The organism is Pseudomonas sp. GW821-FHT01A09 (genome assembly GCF_058986725.1).
In genome coordinates this window covers 1-15556 of record NZ_JBYSWB010000035.1, presented here as the reverse complement: position 1 = coordinate 15556, position 15556 = coordinate 1, and the positions used below count along the sequence as shown (strand labels likewise).

The following is a 15556-nucleotide window of genomic DNA, read 5'->3' as shown; positions in this document are numbered from 1 at the left end:
CTAGCGCCCTTGCTTCAAGCGGTCGATGACCACTGCCAGCAGCAGGATCGAGCCGCGGATCACGTACTGGTAAAAAGTGTCGATGTTCTTGAGGTTCATGGCGTTCTCGATGATCGCCAGAATCAACACCCCCGCGATCACGTGGCGGATCATGCCGATACCGCCACTCAGCGACACGCCCCCCAGCACGCATGCGGAAATCACCGTCAGCTCGAAGCCCTGGCCGATCATCGGTTGGCCTGAGGTCATCCGCGACGCCAGGATCACCCCGGCCAGCGCGCCGATCAGCCCGTGCACGGCGAAGATGATGATCTTGGTGCGATCGACGTTGACCCCCGCCAGCAGCGCCGCTTCCTGATTGCCACCGATGGCCATGGTATTGCGACCGTAGGTGGTGCAATTCAGCAACCAGCCGAAGAACATGAAGCACAGCACGGTGATGATGATCGGTACCGGCACGCCGAACAGCTGGCCGTTGCCGAACACGAAGAATTTTTCCGCCGAGATGCCCACCGCCTTGCCATCGGCGAAGATATACGCCAGGCCGCGAACGATCTGCATGGTCGCCAGGGTGGTGATCAGCGCGTTGACCCGCAGCTTGGCGATCACGATGCCATTGATCAGCCCGACCACCAGGCCCATCAGCAGCGCCGCACTCACCCCAAGCAAGACGCTGTTGGTACTGCGCATGACCACCGCCGCCACCACCCCGGCGCAAGCGATCACCGAGCCGACGGAAAGGTCGAAATGCCCCGACGCCAGGCAATAGAGCATGGTGCAGGCGGCGATGCCGGTGGTGGAAATGGCCAGCCCCAGCCCGCGCATGTTCAGCGGCGAGAGGAAGTTGTCGATCAGCAGCGTGCAGAGCACGAAGATGCCGATGGCCGCGATCAGCATCACCCAGTCATCGAGAAAGCGCCGCAGGTTGACGCTCTTGTGGGGTTTGGGCAGCGCAGTGTGTTGCGTAGTCATAGACACCTCTCAGGGGGCTTGGTAGCGCTGGCGTGGCAGGGCCATGTGCAGCAGATGGGTTTCATTGGCATCCGCGCGGGCCACTTCACCGCGTGACTCGCCTTCGCAGAGCACCAGCACGCGGTCGGAGATGCCCATGACCTCCATGAGGTCGCTGGACACCACGATCACGGCAATTCCGCTGGCCGCCAGGTTGTGGATGATCTGGTAGATCTCGGCCTTGGCGCCGATGTCGATGCCGCGGGTAGGTTCGTCCAGCAACAGGACTTTCATCGGCATCGACAGCCAGCGGCCAAGGATGGCTTTTTGCTGGTTGCCACCGGAGAGGAACATCATCTTTTGCCCGGCCGAAGGGGTTTTCACCTTCAGGGCACGAATGTGTTTGTCCGCATTGGCACGCTCCCATTCGCCGCGCAGCAGCCACCCGGCGTAAGCATGGGCACTGCGAGCGCTGATATTGATGTTCTCGGCGACACTGGCCAGCGGCAGGATGCCTTCCTTCTTGCGGTCCTCGGGGCAGAGCAGAATCCCCGCAGCGATCGCGTCCCGAGGGGAGCGCAAAGTGAGTGCCTTGCCCGCCAGCTCGATGCTACCGGCGCTCGTGCGCGCCAGGCCACTGAGCAGGCGCAGCAACTCGGTACGGCCCGCGCCCACCAGGCCGAACAGGCCCAGCACCTCGCCCTGGCGCACATGCAGGTCCACCGGCGCCGACAAACCAGGGCCCAGCAGCCCGCTGACCTTGAGCATCACCTCGCCTGCGGCCCGGGGCCGATAGTCATAGATATCCTGGATATCGCGGCCGACCATGCAGGTGACCAGCTGATCGTGGCTGAGCTCGCTCATCTGCTCGAAGGTGCGCACGTAGCGGCCGTCCTTGAACACCGTGACCGCATCGCAGATGCGGAACACCTCTTCCATGCGGTGCGACACATAGAGCACCACTTTGCCCTCGTCGCGCAGGCGCGTGATGATCGCCATCAGCCGGTCGATTTCCCTTGCCGAGAGGCTGCTGGTGGGTTCGTCGAAGGCGATCACGTGCGCGCCGCGGGACAGCGCCTTGGCGATCTCGATCAGCTGCCGCTGGCCGAGCGACAAGCGCCCGACCTTGTCCTGCGGATCGATTTCATCGGCCAGGCCCTTGAGCAGGGCCAGTGCTCGGTGGCGCAGTTCGGTACCGTTTACCAGGCCGAAGCGCGCCGGCAGATGGCCGAGGAACAGGTTCTCGGCCACGGTCATTTCCGGCACCAGATGCAGCTCCTGATGAATCACCGCGATGCCATTGGCGATGCTCTCGGCGGTGGACCTGAAGCTTACCTGTCGGTCGCCGATCTGCAAGTGGCCGCTGCTGGGCGTATAGGCGCCGCCGAGAATCTTCAGCAGGGTCGACTTGCCCGCGCCGTTCTCGCCCATTAGCGCGTGCACGGTGCCCGGCCGAGCGGTGAAGCTGATATCGGCCAGGGCCTGCACGCCCGGGAAGCTCTTGCCGATGCCCTTGAAGCTCAGGCTGGCAAAGGCTTCAGGCTGCGAGGGAGTGCTGAGTTGTGCTTGCATGAGCGCGCTCCCGCATCAATTCCACAGGCCGATTTTTTCCAGCTCCTGCTGGAAGTTCTTGCGGGTGATCAGCGTGACCTCGTCCATGGCGGTGTACTTGGGCGGTTCCTTGCCGGTGCTGATCCAGTCGAACATCATGCTGGCGGTGTTGTAGCCCTCGATGTGCGGGCTGGGCAGCATCGAGCCGAAGAAACCGCTATCAGGTTTTTTCAGCTCGCCGATGGCGTCGGTGCCATTGATGCCGATACCTATCACATTGGCCGCGGCAAAGCCGGCGCTTTCAGTGGCGCGGACGCCGCCGAGCACGGTGTTGTCGTTCATGCCACCGATGATCAGGTTCTTCGCCGCGCTGGGCAGCTTGACCAGGGCGGAGCTGGTGGCGTCCATGCTGCCGGGCACGTCGAGAGTCTTGAGCGCGGCGTAGATGATGTGATCCTTGGGCAGGCCGGCATCTACCAGGGATTTGACCGAGCCGTCGGTGCGCTTCTTGCCGGTGTCCAGCTCGTTGTAGGTATTGACCACCGCGTAGGTGTCCTTCCAGTCCCAGCCGCGCTGCTTGGCCTCACCGACCATGGCGTTGCCTTGCTTCTGGCCGACTTCGAAGGCGGCCATGCCCAGATAAGGGACGTCCTCCATGAACTTGCCGTTGGCGTCGACGAAGCGGTCGTCCACGGCAATGACCTTGAGGTCGTTCATCTTGGCCTTGGCCATGATCGCCGGGCCCAGGGAAACGTCCGGCGGGCAGATGACAAAGCCCTTGGCGCCATTGGCGGCGAGGCTGTCGATGGCCGAGAGGGTCTTTTCACCGTCGGGCACGGCGATCTTGATCAGGGTGAAGCCTTTGTCCTTGGCGGCTTTTTCGGCGAAGGCCCATTCGGTCTGAAACCATGGCTCTTCTGCCTGTTTGACCAGAAAACCGATCTTGATCGGATCGGCGGCACTGGCCAGCGTAAACAGGCTGGCGCCAAGGCTGAGGGCGGTGACGGCGAGGGCGGTACGGCAAAAACTACGACGATTCATGGGCAACTCCTTATTTTTATTGGGCACAGCCGTATCGGATTCGGGTTCTTGCAGGGCTTAGTCGTGGTAAAGCACCGAACGGCCGCCGTCGATGGTGATGCACGAGGCGTTGATGAAGGGCGCTTCGTCGCTGGCCAGAAACACTGCGGTCATGGCCACTTCGATCGGCTGACCGATGCGCCGCGGTGGATGCAGGTCGAGGGCGCGCTGACGTTCGGCGTGCGGGTCGGGGAAGCCGTTCCAGTAGTCGACGTTGAGTTGGGTCTCGATATAGCCCGGCGCGATGGCATTGACCCGCACGCCCTTGGGCGCGTACTCGATGCCCAGGGCGCGGGTCAGCCCCAGCAGCCCGTGCTTGGCCACCGGGTAGGGAAAGCAGCCGGGGATGATGTGGCTCGAATGGGTCGAGGCGATATTGATGATGCTGCCCACGCCTTGCTCGATCATCTGCGGCAACACGGCCTTGCAGCCATACCAGGCGCCGTCCAGGTCGATGGCGAAGCAGCGGCGCCAGTCTTCTTCGGTCATCGTCAGTGGGTCGCGGAACACGTTGACCCCCGCGCAGTTGACCAGTACATCGATGCGGCCATGCAGCTCCAGCGCATGGCGGGCCATGGCCTCCAGATCCCGTGCCTGCGAGACATCGGCGCGCAGGGCCTGGACGTCGGCACCGCGCTCACGCAAACGGGCGGCCACGGCTTCGACTTTTTCCGCCTGAATATCGCTGATCACCAGTTTGGCCTGTTGCGCGACGAAGCAGGCGGCGATCGCCTCGCCGATGCCCTGCGCGGCGCCGGTCAGCAGCACCACCTTGTTTTTCAGGCGCTCGCCGCGCGGGGGTTCAGGTACGGCGGGCAGGGAAAGAGGTTCAGCCATGGATCCGGACTCCTGTTATACAAAGGCACGACGAACGCCGGCGATCCAGAGAGGGCCGGTATGAAAGAAGGATGAGGTTCAGGCAGGCGCGGTCGCGCGGACCGAGGCGATCAGCAAGGGGAGCCGCGCAGGAACAAGCGTGGGAATAGCGTTGCATTGCATCACCGGTATTATTTTTTTTGTGTGCGTTGAGCTGCTGGCAATCAATATAGACCCAGTTTAGTAAAATCCCAAACTATGATTTTGCGTCCCTCAATGTGGGATTTGCTTGGCGGTGTGGTTTTTAATCTGCAAATCCCGCGCAATAGTCCATCATGCGGGCACCGCGGACATCGATCACCCCTATAGAGGACTTATGGCGGACTCCCTTGCAAGCTCTCCTTCGACCAAACTGACCTCTCAGGAATTTCGCGGAATGCTGGCGATCCTGATGTCCATCGCCCTGGCGACACTGGACACGGCCATCGCCAATACCGCACTGCCCGCGATCGCGGCCGACCTCAACGCCTCGCCAGCCGCATCGGTGTGGATCATCAATGCCTACCAGCTGGCTGCCGTGGCGACCATCCTGCCGTTCGCCGCGCTGGGGTCGATCGTCGGTCAGCGCAAGGTCTACCTGGCCGGTTTGATACTGTTCGTGGTGTCGTCGCTGATGTGCACCTTTGCCTGGTCGCTGCCGAGCCTTACCGGTGCCCGAGTGCTGCAAGGCCTGGGGGCCAGCGCGATCATGAGCGTCAACGCCGGGCTGATCGGTTCGATCTTCCCGCGCGAGCGCCTGGGCCGCGGCCTGGGCATGAATGCGCTGGTGGTGGGCACATCGTTCGCTGCCGGGCCGACCATCGCCTCGCTGATCCTGTCGGTGGCCAATTGGCCGTGGTTGTTCGCCATCAACTTGCCCATCGGCGTATTTGCCCTGGTGTTTGCCTGGAATGCCTTGCCGCTGGGTCAGGTCCGCGCGCAGAAGTTCGACTACTTCACCGCGAGCCTCAATGTGATCGCGTTCGGGGCCCTGATCTTTTCCCTGGGCCAGGCCGCGCAAATGGGCTCGCGCTTCAGCGTGCTGCTGGCCTTCGCGATATTCCTCGTGGCCGGCGGCTTGATGCTCCATCGCGAGCGGGCCCATCCGGCGCCCATGTTTCCGCTGGATCTGCTCAAGCGGCCAATGTTCGCGCTGTCGACGCTGACGGCGTTCTGCTCGTTCGCCACTCAGGGGCTGGCCTTCGTGTCGCTGCCGTTTTTTTTCGAGACCACTCTGGGGCGCAATCCGGTCGAGACGGGTTTCCTGATGACGCCTTGGTCGGTAGTAGTGGCGCTTTTCGCGCCGATTGCCGGCCGGCTGTCCGACCGCTATCCACCGGGGTTGCTGGGCGGTATCGGCCTGGCGATCCTCAGCGCGGGCATGGTATCGCTGGCGCTGTTGCCGGCCGATCCCAGCGCCGGCGACATCATCGCGCGGATGATCATTTGCGGGGCGGGCTTCGGCTTCTTCCAGGCTCCCAACCAGAAGGCCTTGATGACCAGCGCACCGCGGGAGCGAGCCAGCGGCGCCAGTGGCACCGTAGCCACGGCGCGCTTGATCGGCCAGGCCACGGGCGCAGCGTTGGTGGCCTTGAGTTTCGGTATCGCCGGCACCGGCGGCGGCCCGTTGCTGGCCTTGAGCATCGGCGCAGGGTTTGCCGCGGTCGGGGCGATCTCCAGTGGCCTGCGTCTGGTCACCTCGGCGGACTGACGATTGCTGTGCGGCGGCGCTGGTGGTTCACTGGCAAAAAGGTCTTTAGCATTGAGGTAAACCTCTGTAGCCTTCGCCAGCCCCTGAAACACCGTGGTTTCAGGGGTTGCGCACCCGGCTCTCGTGTCAGACCGGGTGACATGTTCGACTTTCGCGCACGCGCGCCCGCAGGTCTAGCCTTATGACGCAGATATCCGAACGCCTTCTGGTCCAGGCACATTTAGATGCCAAGCAGCCCAAGCCGCTGACACCCGAAGAAGAAGCCCACTATCGCGCTGCCATCGCCGCCGAGCTCAAGGCTCGCAATGCGGTGCTGGTGGCTCACTATTACTGTGATCCGGTGATCCAGGCGCTGGCCGAGGAAACCGGCGGTTGCGTGTCCGACTCCCTGGAGATGGCACGCTTCGGTGCTCAGCACGCGGCGCAGACCATTCTCGTGGCCGGTGTGCGCTTCATGGGCGAGACGGCGAAAATCCTCACCCCGGAAAAACGCATCCTGATGCCGACCCTCGAGGCCACGTGCTCATTGGACCTGGGCTGCCCGGTGGACGAATTTTCGGCGTTCTGCGACCAGCATCCAGAGCGCACCGTGGTGGTGTATGCCAACACCTCCGCGGCGGTCAAGGCGCGGGCCGATTGGGTGGTGACCTCCAGTTGCGCGCTGGAAATCGTCGAGAGCCTGATGGACAACGGCGAGACCATCATCTGGGGCCCGGACAAGCACCTGGGGCGTTACATCCAGAAGCAGACCGGCGCCGACATGCTGTTGTGGGACGGTGCCTGCATCGTCCACGAGGAGTTCAAGTCGCGGCAACTGGAGGACATGAGGGCGTTGTACCCGGAAGCGGCGATCCTGGTGCATCCGGAGTCGCCAGAGTCGGTGATCGAGCTGGCCGACGCGGTCGGGTCCACCAGCCAGCTGATTGCGGCGGCGCAGCGTTTGCCGAACACGCACTTTATCGTCGCCACCGACCGTGGCATCTTTTACAAGATGCAGCAGTTGTGCCCGGACAAGATCTTTCTGGAAGCACCTACCGCGGGTAATGGCGCGGCATGCCGCAGCTGCGCGCATTGCCCCTGGATGGCGATGAACACGCTGGAGCGCACTCTGCAGTGTCTGCAGGAAGGCACCAATGAGATCTTCGTCGACCCCGCCGTGGTGCCCCATGCCGTGCGGCCCCTCAGGCGCATGCTGGATTTCACCCAGGCCGCGCGCATGAAGCTGTCCGGCAACGCCTGAGTCAGGTCACCGGCACCGGTTGCGGTGCCGGGGCCACTGGCTGTTTGCCCAAGCCCTTGTTGAACTCCAGCCATACCGCCAGCAGCAGCATCAGTCCGGCGCTGCCGATGGCGGTTGCCAGCTGCATGGGCAGGCGATCGCCCGACAGCGCGTTGACCATGTCCGACATCGGCGCCAGCAGCACGCTGAAGCAGAACACCTCTAGCGAATAACGGCCCATCAGGCAAAGTTGCTGGCTGCTCCAGTGCATGACCCAGGTGCCTTTGGGCAGCAACTTGGCCGTGCAGTAGGCCAGCGCCAAAAAGTGCAGCAGGCGCACCGGGGCCAGATTGGTCTTGCTGATGGGATAGAGTTTGTCGGCCAGGCTGCGGGGTACCAGCAGGTCGTGCAGCGGGGCCCATTTCCAGCCCAGCGCGATCAGCGCCGCAGCGATCACATAGAGTGCACAGACCACGAACAACGGTTGGCGCAGCAGCGGGCGAGTATCCGCCACTGCCGGCTTTTGCGCATGTAGCGCCGCGACACCGCCGAGCACGAACATGATCTGCCAGGCCAGCGGGTTGAAGTACCACACGCCGCCGCCCTCGTAGGACGACAGGTTCCAGCCCAGGACGGTTGCCGGCACGTAGAGCATCACCGACAGGCCGACCGCCAGGTTGGGCCACTTGACCAGAATCGGCAGCGCCAGCGGCAGGCAGCCCAGCAGGACGATGTAGAGCGGCAGAGGGTCCATCAGATTGGGCTTGAAGCGCAGCAGCAGCTCGTCGACCATCGCCTGTTGCGGGTTGCTGACGAAGTGCAGCAGGCCCATCTCCTGGACCATGTCGCGGGTCTCGACATGCTCATTGGCGAAGAACACGATGCCCATCAACAGCACCAGCAGGAAGATGTGCACCACGTACAGCGTCCAGGCGCGCCGCAGGATCCGCACGCTGGCGATCAGATAGCCATCGCGCACGGCAATCTTGCCGTAGGCAAGCACGGCCGCGTAACCCGCGAGGAATACGAAAATCTCCGCCGCATCGCTGAAGCCGAAGTTGCGCAGGGTCAAATTGCCCAGCGGGTTTTGCGGAATGTGATCCCAGAGAATGAAGATCAAGGCCAATCCACGAAAAAAGTCGACCCGGTGGTCTCGTCCGTTAGTCATGGCAGTGCGCTCTAGCGTGGGGTGTCTAAGTAACTGATGGGGGATCGAGTCAGTGGTTCCGCTTGCGGGCGGGATATCGATCAGCGGCGCAGGGTGCCCATTTTTGCGCGCAATTGCAAAGGGAGGGTATTACTGAATGTCACAAGACGGTCATGCCGCTCGGGGCGTGGTGTTGCCTGCTTATCCCCGGTGTAGCCGGCTAACTCGAACGCTGCAGTGGGGGCGCAGGACGCTTCGCCGGGAAGCGCCCGCTTGCGTTGGCGTGAGGCCCATGACAGCCGTTGGTCAGGCCGCTACTTCTTCATTCGGCTCAAAGCTGTCAGCCCGCGCCATCGCCCACATCCTGGGATAGAACTCGCCGCTCAGTTCGCCGTTTAGCAACTCCCCGGGCTTGAGGAATACGTGCAGTTGGGAAAACAGCTTGATCTCGGTCGCCGACAAACGCCGTACCAGGTGTTTGGCCTTGAGCTGGGAAGGGTGTTCCAGCCCGGCCGCCGCCAGCATCTCGGCCAGAGCCTTGAGGGTGTGGTGATGGAAGTTCTTCACCCGCTCGGCCTTGTCCTCGACCACTAGCGCGCGCTGGCGCAGTGGATCCTGGGTGGCGACGCCGGTCGGGCACTTGTTGGTGTGGCAGCTCTGCGACTGGATGCAACCGATGGCGAACATGAAGCCGCGGGCCGAGTTGCACCAGTCGGCACCGATCGCCAGCACGCTGGCAATGTCGAACGCGCTGACGATCTTGCCGCTGGCGCCTAGGCGGATCTTGTCCCGCAGGTTCAGGCCCACCAGGGTGTTGTGAACGAACAGCAAGCCCTCGCGCATCGGCATGCCGAGGTGGTCGGTGAACTCCACGGGCGCCGCGCCGGTGCCGCCCTCGGCGCCATCGACGACGATGAAGTCAGGCAGGATGCCGGTCTCGAGCATGGCCTTGGCGATGCCCATGAACTCCCACGGGTGCCCCAGGCACAACTTGAAGCCCACCGGTTTGCCGCCCGACAGTTCACGCAGTTGGGCGATGAAGTGCATCAGCTCGATGGGCGTATTGAACGCGCTGTGGCGTGAGGGCGAGATGCAGTCCTCGCCCATCTCGATGCCGCGGGTGTCGGCAATCTCCTGGGTGACCTTGTGTTTGGGCAGGATGCCGCCGTGTCCGGGTTTGGCACCCTGGCTCATCTTGATTTCGATCATCCGCACTTGCGGATCGCGGGCCTGCTGAGCGAAGCGCTCGGGGTCGAAGTGACCGTCACGGGTCCGGCAGCCGAAGTAGCCACTGCCCAGTTCCCAGGTCAGGTCGCCGCCGTTTTCGCGGTGATAAGGGCTGATGCTGCCTTCGCCAGTGTCGTGGGCGAAGTTGCCGAGCTTGGCGCCTTTGTTGAGGGCGCGAATGGCGTTGGCGCTCAGCGAGCCGAAACTCATGGCCGAGACGTTGAAGATCGAGGCGCTGTAGGGCTGGCTGCACTGCGGGCCGCCGACCGTTACCCGAAAGCCGGTGGGGTCGCTCAGGGGCGCCGGGCGCATGGAATGGCTGATGAATTCGAAGCCCGGATGATAGACATCGATCAGGGTACCGAAGGGCCTGTCAGCCGTTTCGTTCTTGGCCCGTGAATAGACCAGTGAGCGTTGGGCGCGGGAGAAGGGCAGCGCGTCGCTGTCGGACTCCAGCAGGTATTGGCGGATCTCCGGGCGGATGGTCTCGACCAGATAGCGGATATTGCCCAGGATCGGATAGTTGCGGCGCACCGCGTGGCGGGTCTGGAGCAAATCGATCAAGCCGATCAGGCTTAATACGGCGGTAAGCAAGGTAAACGGCCAGAGCCATTCATGATGTTCGAAGGGGAGGGTGACGAGAGTGAACAGAACGCATGCCGCAAAAAAAGCGTAACGACTTAACAACGAAAGGCTCATACGGTTTCCTTGGAGTGGTTCTTTTTTTAGGTGATGGGTCCTGGTTGCGATATTTCGTCGGTGCCATGGGCATTCTGTTCCCTGGGTTGGCGGGAAAACAAGCGCGCTGAGCGCAACAGTCCATCTCGCGACGGTCAAGAATCAACAGGGGAGAATAGCCAAGGATGGATGACGGTAATGCGTTATGCCGCTGAGGCTGACCGGTATCAGCAATCGATCTTACGCAATATTATTGTTATGTTATGATGTAACAAGTTGTTCCACTGTCTGGAGATTGATCATGAAACCTGGAATCCACCCTGAGTACCGTCCACTGCTGTTCCACGACACCGCCGCCGACGTGTTCTTTCTGATCGGCTCGACGGCCGATACCGATCGCACGCACACCCATACCGACGGCGTCACGTACCCTTACCTGGCCCTCGATGTGTCGAGCGCCTCGCACCCGATCTACACCGGCCAGCAGCGCAAGACCCAGGCCGAAGGCCGCATCGCTGGCTTCAACAAGCGCTTCGCAGGCTTTGGCAGCAAGGCTTGAAAGTGACTATCGACGGATCAAGGCCTCGCGCAACGCGGGGTCTTCGTCTATCCAGTACTGCGGTTTGCCCGCGATCATCGCCGCCGCCGGAATACCATCACGGTAGACCAGGCGGTTGCCACTGATGGCGGGCACTTTGCTGCCCGGCAGCAAGGTCCCTACCAGATTCAGCGGATCCACCGCACTCACCGTTACCAGCGCCTCGTCCAGGGGCCGTTTGCGCACTTCGCGCAGCAGCGGTATGGCTTCGGGCAGGGCGAATTGTTCCCCGGCCAGGCCACTGACGAAGCGCCCACCGCGGATCTCGCCGCGCGCTTCCAGGCGATGCAAGGTGCGCAGCAGCTCGCGCCAGCTCGGCAACCAGCCGGCCTCACGCTCCAGCAACCGCCAGAACACCACGCCATAACGCCGCAGCAAGGTCATGGCGACATGTTCGAGTACCTCATCGCGCGCCAGCCCGGCACTCGGTTTGCGCAGCAGGGCCCAGCGTCCGGCATCATCCATCCCACCCATGAACGCCCCGCGCCCGCGGCGACTGCTGTGCGCCTGACGTTTGCTCGCGGGCGTAATCAGTGCGCGCAGGCCGGCGAAACTGTCGGCATTCACCTGGCCGGTGGCGACCAGTTCCTGCAGGGCGTTTTCCAGCTCGCTGCGCAGCAGGTGGGCTTCGCTGCTCAGTTCGTCGAAAAATAGCGCGCCCTGGTCAGCCAGCACGTCGAGAACTTTTTGCGCCCGCAGGGAGACTTCGTTGACGGATGGGTTTTCGGCGGCAAGCCCTCTCGCTGCAGGGACAGCATCGAGGCTGCGCCAGAGGCCGACCTGCGCCCGGGGCAACAGCACGATGGGCGTGCTGCGCAGGGTGTTGCCGGCCCCGGCACGGCCGCCGAGGCGGGTCCACACGGTCTTGCCGGAGCGACAGGCGTCGTCCAGCCAGGTCAGGGCATACCCCTTCACCCGGCTGGGCAATAGCTCGCTTTCCCAGGCACCGGCCGGGGCACTGAACCCTTCGAATTGTTGCAGCACGGCGCCCAAGGCCGCCGGACCTTGTAGGCGCGTGGCTTCGGACAGATGCTGCCAATCGAACAGAAAGCGCATGAAGTCCTGCAGCGCCACGGGTTCGATTTCCCGGCGCAGGCGCTTGACCGTGTAGCGATGAATGCGCGCCAGCAGGTGGCGCTCGCACCATTGGGTATCGCGTACCCCCGGGCGGAACTGCCCGCGCAGTACATAGCCTTCACCCTCCAGCACTGCCAGCGCTTGTTCGACTTCGATCGGCGCCAGTGCCAGCGGCCGACAGATGTCCCCCAGCAGCATCGGCCCGCAACCGCTGAGGCGCGCACGGATCACCTCGACCCGCGCGGCATCGGCCTCCCAGAGCTGATCGAAACCTGCCAGTGCGGGGAGCGTCGGGGCCGTCGATGGATAGACCGCCCGCACGCAGGTGAGACGTTCGCAGGCGAACCACAATCGCCGTTCGCCGGTCTGCACGCTAGCCGCTCGGCCCTGGCTGGCCAAGTGCTCGAGCCAACCTTGCCAGGCGGGTTGCGCATCGACTTCGGCCTGTTCGATCAGCGCCAGTTGCATCAGCGCTTCATGCATCTCGTCGGCGCCGGTAGGGGCGGGCCAGGCCTGCTCGCGGACATCCTCGATCGCCTGGGCATCCAGCGCGCCGAGATCATCGGCCGACTCGGGGTCGCTCCAGCGCCGGCCGAGCACCGCCTGGGTGCGCCGTTCTTCCAGCGGTGCGTCATCGAGAAAGGCATAGGGCCGGGCGTTGAGGATGGCCGCGGCCAACGGCGATGGCGCGGGCAAGTCGCGGCTGAGCAAGCGCACTTCGCCTTGTTCCATGCGCCGCAGCAGGGCCAGCCAGGCATCGCTGTCCATGGCTTCGTGCAGGCAGTCGGCGAGGGTCTGCTTGACCAGCGGATGGTCGGGCACCTCGCGTTCGCCGACGATGTTTTCCAGGCAGGCGATCTGGTCCGGGAACACCGTGGCGATCAGGTCCTCGCTTTTCATCCGCTGGATCTGCGGCGCCACCTTGCGCCCACCGGCATAGCGCGGCAGGGCCAGGGCAGTCCCGGCGTTCCAGCGCCAGCGCACGCCGAACAGCGGTGCATCGAGCACCGCCTGGATGAGGATCTGCTCGGCGCTGGCCGAATGCAGATAGCGCCAGATGTCATCCAGCTCGAAGCTATGGGTGGTCGACAGCGACAGCACGATGGCATCTTCACTGGCCGCGGCCTGCAGCTCGAAATTGAAGGTGCGGCAGAAGCGCTTGCGCAGCGCCAGGCCCCAGGCACGATTGACGCGGCTGCCGAAGGGCGTGTGGATGATCAGTTGGGTGCCGCCGGACTCGTCGAAAAACCGCTCCATGATCAGCGTCTGTTGCGACGGCAGCGCACCCAGCGCCAGGCGTGTGCGGGCCAGATAGTCGACCAGTTGCTCGGCGCTGGCCAGGTTCAGGGCGAGCGTCTCGCATAGCCAGTCGATCACCGGCGCCAGCTTGCCCGCGCTGGCCTGCAGACGCTCGTCTATAGCCCCTTGCAAGCGTGCCACCGACAGCGACAGTTCGGCGCTGCGCCCCGGCGCTTCGCCCAGCCAGAAGGGAATGTTGGGCGGCATGCCCTGGGCGTCTTCGACCCGCACGCGGCCGGTCTCGATGCGCAGGATGCGGTAGGAGGTATTGCCGAGCTGGAAGATATCGCCGGCGATGCTCTCGACCGCGAAGTCTTCGTTGACGCTGCCGATACTCAGCGCCTGGGGTTCGAGGATGACGCTGTAGTCGGCGTTGTCGGGGATGGTGCCGCCGCTGGTCACTGCGGTCAGTTTGCTGCCCCGTCGCCCGCGCAGCAGGCCGCTGACGGCATCGCGGTGCAGGTAGGCACTGCGCACGCCTTGGCGGCCGCTGTAGCCCTCGGCCAGCATTGCCAGCAGCGCCTGATAATCGGCTTCCTGGACATCCTGAAAGGGCGTGGCATTGCGGAACAGTTGCAGCAGCCCCTGCTCGGACCATTCCTGGCAGCTGACTTCGGCGATGATCTGCTGGGCCAGCACGTCCAGTGGCGCTTCGGGGATATGCAGCACATCCAGTTCGCCGCGCTGGATGCAGTCCAGCAACGCCGCGCATTCGATCAAGTCATCGCGAGAAGTGGCGAAAAGCCGGCCTTTGGGCGTGCCGCCGACAAAGTGTCCGGAACGCCCGACGCGTTGCAGAAACGCCGAAATCGAGCGCGGCGAGGCGATCTGGCAGACCAGGTCGACGTCGCCGATATCGATCCCCAGCTCCAGCGACGCGGTGGCCACCAGCACCCGCAAGTCGCCGCGCTTGAGGCGTTGCTCGGCGTCCAGGCGTTGCTCCTTGGCCAGACTGCCGTGGTGCGCGGCCACGACGTCACGGCCCAGGCGATCGCTGAGGTGGCGGGTCAAGCGCTCGGCCAGGCGGCGGGTGTTGACGAACACCAAGGTGGTGCGGTGCTCGTTGACGAGTTCGGCGAGGCGGTTGTAGACCAGCTCCCAGACATCGTTGGCCATGACGGCGCCGAGCTCCACCGGCGGCACTTCGATGCCCAGATCTCGTGGGCGTGCATGGCCGATGTCGACGATGGCGCACGGGCGCTGACTGCCGGCCAGAAAGCGCGACACTGCCTCGATCGGCTTTTGCGTGGCGGACAGGCCGATACGCCGCAGTGGCCGCGGGCAGAGTGCTTGCAGCCGTTCCAGACTCAACGCCAGATGGCTGCCACGCTTGCTGGCAGCGATGGCGTGGATTTCATCGACGATGACTGTGTGGGTGCTGGCGAGCATCTGCCGGCCGCTGTCGGAGCCGAGTAAGACGTACAGCGATTCCGGGGTGGTGACGACGATATGCGGTGCCCGTTTGCGCATCGCGGCGCGGTCTTTTTGCGGGGTGTCGCCGGTGCGCACGGCGGTGCTGATCGGCACTGGCGGCAGGCCCATGCGCTGCAGTTGCTCGCTGATGCCTTGCAGCGGTGCCTGCAGGTTGATCTGGATGTCGTTGGACAACGCCTTGAGCGGCGAGATGTAGACCACGAAGGTCTGCTCGGGGAGCGTGCCGTCGTGGGCGAGGCCTTCGCGGATCAACTCGTCGAGCACCGCGAGGAAGGCGGTGAGGGTCTTGCCGGAACCGGTCGGCGCGGCGATGAGCGTCGACTGGCCACTCTGGATCAACGGCCAGGCTTGTGCTTGGGCAGGCGTCAGTGCCGGGAAGCGCTGGTGGAACCAGGCCTGGACCGCAGGATGGAAGCCCGGCAGCGGGGCGGTGTCGAGTAGGGCGTTCATGGCTGATTAATGGGGTGTGGGGCGGGCGGCTGCAAGGTTGTTCGTCGGATTGCTCGGGTGGGGCGCCTGGGGGACTGCAGGCATCGTCTAAAAGCATCGATCAGCGGCGGCGGGTAATTGGCCCTAGGTTCGCACTTCGGCATGGTGGGCTTGAGATCGGGGTGGTTCTGCTTTCGAGCCGGCCTTGGGGTCGCCGCCCCCACCATTGGCCCCTCGCTGGGGCGAGGGGTTCCCGCGTTCCGGCACGCTTGCGCGGGGCACGCCCCGATGGGCCTTCCA

At 63.9% G+C, this 15556-nt stretch carries 10 protein-coding genes; 3 read left to right on the top strand and 7 right to left on the bottom strand.

Annotated elements, in window-relative coordinates; all coding sequences use genetic code 11:
- The 4 genes from araH to AC3WJP_RS26275 are packed head-to-tail and all read right to left on the bottom strand — an operon-like array spanning position 1 to position 4419.
- Positions 1–972: an L-arabinose ABC transporter permease AraH gene (gene araH / locus AC3WJP_RS26290; protein ID WP_493724127.1), complete on the bottom strand. Its 972-nt coding sequence runs from the start codon at positions 970–972 to the stop codon at positions 1–3.
- A gap of 9 nt (positions 973–981) precedes the next feature.
- Positions 982–2523, bottom strand: a complete 1542-nt coding sequence (gene araG / locus AC3WJP_RS26285; protein ID WP_493724126.1) for an L-arabinose ABC transporter ATP-binding protein AraG — start codon at positions 2521–2523, stop codon at positions 982–984.
- A 15-nt stretch (positions 2524–2538) separates the two neighbouring features.
- The gene (locus AC3WJP_RS26280) at positions 2539–3543 is read right to left on the bottom strand and encodes a substrate-binding domain-containing protein (protein ID WP_493724125.1); all 1005 of its coding nucleotides are present in this window, start codon (positions 3541–3543) and stop codon (positions 2539–2541) included.
- A 57-nt stretch (positions 3544–3600) separates the two neighbouring features.
- Complete coding sequence (locus AC3WJP_RS26275) at positions 3601–4419, bottom strand: SDR family oxidoreductase (RefSeq protein WP_493724124.1); 819 nt, start codon at positions 4417–4419, stop codon at positions 3601–3603.
- 415 nt (positions 4420–4834) lie between these two features.
- Here AC3WJP_RS26275 and AC3WJP_RS26270 point away from each other — a divergent pair, with 415 nt between their 5' ends.
- Together AC3WJP_RS26270 and nadA are read left to right on the top strand one after the other, a co-directional pair.
- Positions 4835–6148, top strand: a complete 1314-nt coding sequence (locus AC3WJP_RS26270; RefSeq protein WP_493724123.1) for an MFS transporter — start codon at positions 4835–4837, stop codon at positions 6146–6148.
- A 181-nt stretch (positions 6149–6329) separates the two neighbouring features.
- Positions 6330–7388, top strand: a complete 1059-nt coding sequence (gene nadA, locus AC3WJP_RS26265; protein ID WP_493724122.1) for a quinolinate synthase NadA — start codon at positions 6330–6332, stop codon at positions 7386–7388.
- 1 nt (position 7389) lies between these two features.
- Here nadA and AC3WJP_RS26260 read toward each other — a convergent pair whose 3' ends face one another.
- Both AC3WJP_RS26260 and AC3WJP_RS26255 read right to left on the bottom strand, forming a co-directional pair.
- A complete protein-coding gene (locus AC3WJP_RS26260) occupies positions 7390–8535 on the bottom strand; it encodes an OpgC family protein (RefSeq protein ID WP_493724121.1) in 1146 nt (381 codons plus the stop codon).
- Between the two features lie 285 nt (positions 8536–8820).
- The gene (locus tag AC3WJP_RS26255; protein ID WP_493724120.1) at positions 8821–10440 is read right to left on the bottom strand and encodes an FMN-binding glutamate synthase family protein; all 1620 of its coding nucleotides are present in this window, start codon (positions 10438–10440) and stop codon (positions 8821–8823) included.
- Between the two features lie 280 nt (positions 10441–10720).
- On the opposite strand from AC3WJP_RS26255, the gene AC3WJP_RS26250 reads away from it, so the two are divergent.
- Positions 10721–10978, top strand: a complete 258-nt coding sequence (locus AC3WJP_RS26250) for a type B 50S ribosomal protein L31 (RefSeq protein WP_493724119.1) — start codon at positions 10721–10723, stop codon at positions 10976–10978.
- A 6-nt stretch (positions 10979–10984) separates the two neighbouring features.
- Here the strand turns inward: AC3WJP_RS26250 and AC3WJP_RS26245 are convergent, their stop codons facing one another.
- Positions 10985–15277: a DEAD/DEAH box helicase gene (locus AC3WJP_RS26245; protein ID WP_493724118.1), complete on the bottom strand. Its 4293-nt coding sequence runs from the start codon at positions 15275–15277 to the stop codon at positions 10985–10987.
- Positions 15278–15556 lie beyond the last annotated feature (279 nt).

Coding starts and splice junctions, on each gene's coding strand:
- araG (WP_493724126.1), bottom strand. CDS start 2,523: ATGCAAGCACAACTCAGCACTCCCTCGCAGCCTGAAGCCTTTGCCAGC.
- AC3WJP_RS26275 (WP_493724124.1), bottom strand. CDS start 4,419: ATGGCTGAACCTCTTTCCCTGCCCGCCGTACCTGAACCCCCGCGCGGC.
- AC3WJP_RS26245 (WP_493724118.1), bottom strand. CDS start 15,277: ATGAACGCCCTACTCGACACCGCCCCGCTGCCGGGCTTCCATCCTGCG.
- AC3WJP_RS26270 (WP_493724123.1), top strand. CDS start 4,835: ATGCTGGCGATCCTGATGTCCATCGCCCTGGCGACACTGGACACGGCC.
- AC3WJP_RS26255 (WP_493724120.1), bottom strand. CDS start 10,440: ATGAGCCTTTCGTTGTTAAGTCGTTACGCTTTTTTTGCGGCATGCGTT.
- nadA (WP_493724122.1), top strand. CDS start 6,330: ATGACGCAGATATCCGAACGCCTTCTGGTCCAGGCACATTTAGATGCC.
- araH (WP_493724127.1), bottom strand. CDS start 972: ATGACTACGCAACACACTGCGCTGCCCAAACCCCACAAGAGCGTCAAC.
- AC3WJP_RS26260 (WP_493724121.1), bottom strand. CDS start 8,535: ATGACTAACGGACGAGACCACCGGGTCGACTTTTTTCGTGGATTGGCC.
- AC3WJP_RS26280 (WP_493724125.1), bottom strand. CDS start 3,543: ATGAATCGTCGTAGTTTTTGCCGTACCGCCCTCGCCGTCACCGCCCTC.
- AC3WJP_RS26250 (WP_493724119.1), top strand. CDS start 10,721: ATGAAACCTGGAATCCACCCTGAGTACCGTCCACTGCTGTTCCACGAC.